This is a genomic window from Bacillus sp. SIMBA_008 (genome assembly GCF_046535495.1).
Lineage (GTDB): Bacteria > Bacillota > Bacilli > Bacillales > Bacillaceae > Bacillus > Bacillus subtilis.
In genome coordinates this window covers 1-363 of record NZ_JAWRWL010000113.1, presented here as the reverse complement: position 1 = coordinate 363, position 363 = coordinate 1, and the positions used below count along the sequence as shown (strand labels likewise).

General features: G+C 67.2%; 1 protein-coding gene. It reads left to right on the top strand.

All coding sequences use genetic code 11. The features are described 5' to 3' along the window. The coding region (locus SB658_RS22390) for an extracellular solute-binding protein (RefSeq protein WP_410602411.1) at positions 1-363 on the top strand (363 nt) is incomplete at both ends.

The window sequence follows — 363 nt, the reverse complement described above, 5'->3', positions numbered from 1 at the left end:
GACGCGGGTCCCGACATCTACCGCTACTGGCAGGGCGCGGGCCTCGGCGGAGAGCTCGTCGCCGCGGACGTCAGCCTCGACCTCACGGAGTACTACGACGAGTACGGCTGGGAGGATCGCTTCACGCCCACCGCGATGGCGAGCATCACCCAGTACGGCGGCTACCACGGCGTGCCCTTCATCCAGGCGACCGAGGCGCTGTACTACAACAAGACCCTCTTCGAGGAGGCCGGAATCACGGACCTGCCGACCACCTACGACGAACTCGTGGCCGCGGCCGACAAGCTCGTCGCGGCGGGCATCACGCCCATCGAGTTCGGCGGCACCGTCAACTGGCACGTCATGCGCCTTCTCGACTCGATC